General features: G+C 49.2%; 2 protein-coding genes. Both read left to right on the top strand.

The window, feature by feature from the left end; translation table 11 throughout:
* A partial coding sequence (locus tag R7P67_RS24750; RefSeq protein ID WP_318086310.1) for a biotin/lipoyl-containing protein occupies nucleotides 1–954 on the top strand: 954 nt, incomplete at its 5' end.
* 9 nt (nucleotides 955–963) lie between these two features.
* The coding region (locus tag R7P67_RS24745) for a sodium ion-translocating decarboxylase subunit beta (RefSeq protein WP_318086309.1) at nucleotides 964–1,300 on the top strand (337 nt) is incomplete at its 3' end.

Below are 1,300 nucleotides of genomic sequence, written 5' to 3'. Positions count from 1 at the left end.
GCGAAGTGGGAAGGGCAACTAAAAGGCGTGGATTCCCGTATCCTTATTGCTCAAGTGCCAGGTGGTATGTTGACGAATATGGAAGGTCAGCTAAAAGAGCAAGGTGCAGCGGATCGTATCGACGAGGTGCTAGAAGAAATCCCACGTGTACGTGAAGATCTTGGCTTTATTCCTCTCGTAACACCGACGTCTCAGATCGTTGGTACTCAAGCTGTCATCAACGTATTGACCGGTGAGCGCTACAAGAGCATCACTAAAGAAACCGCTGGTGTTCTCAAAGGTGAGTACGGTGCCGCTCCTGCGGCAGTGAATGCCGAACTACAAGCAAAAGTTCTTGAAGGTAAAGAGCCAATTACGTGTCGCCCTGCTGATTTGTTAGAGTCAGAAATGGAAGCGCTCACGGTGGATTTAATGGATAAGGCTCAGTCTGAAGGCATTAAGCTTGCGAGTGAACGCGTTGATGACGTACTTACTTATGCGTTGTTCCCTCAAGTTGGTCTGAAGTTCCTTAAAAACCGTGGTAACCCTGATGCTTTTGAACCAGCACCCACATTGGAAAGTGCAAATCCAGTTGCAGCGCCTGCGGCTCCAGTCGCGTCTGGTAGCGTAGAAACTTACAGTGTTCGCGTTGATGGACAAGTCTACGAAGTTGAAGTGGGGCCAAAAGGACAATTGACTTCTGTGACGCCAAGTTCAGCTTCTGCATCAGTGGCTGCTCCCGTTGCGCCTGTGACGACAAATGCGGAATCGGTTCCTGCACCGCTTGCAGGAAACATCTTTAAAGTGAACGTTCAGCCGGGTGCTGAAGTCGCAGAAGGTGATGTCCTACTGATCCTTGAAGCAATGAAGATGGAAACGGAAGTTCGTGCAGCTCGCGGTGGTATCGTTCAAGAACTGAACGTTAAAGAGGGTGATGCCGTTACCGTTGGTGCACCTCTTCTCAGCTTGGCGTAAGGGAGTATCATGGACGGATTGATGACCTTATGGTCAGAAACAGGGATCGCTAACTTTGAGTTTGGCCAAATCTGCATGATGCTGGTTGGCTGTACGCTGTTGTTTTTAGCGATTCGCAAAGGCTTTGAACCATTACTTTTATTGCCAATTGGCTTTGGCGCTATCTTAGCTAACATTCCTAATGCGGGCTTCACTGAGCCAGGCGGTTTGTTGTACTACGTCTACTATATCGGGATCGAATCGGGAGTTTTCCCATTGTTGATCTTTATGGGCGTTGGTGCGATGACGGACTTTGGCGCATTGATCGCGAACCCTAAAACACTTTGGTTAGGGGCGGCAGCGCAGT

The organism is Vibrio sp. Vb0937, from assembly GCF_033338855.1.
This window is presented reverse-complemented; position numbering and strand designations above follow the sequence as displayed.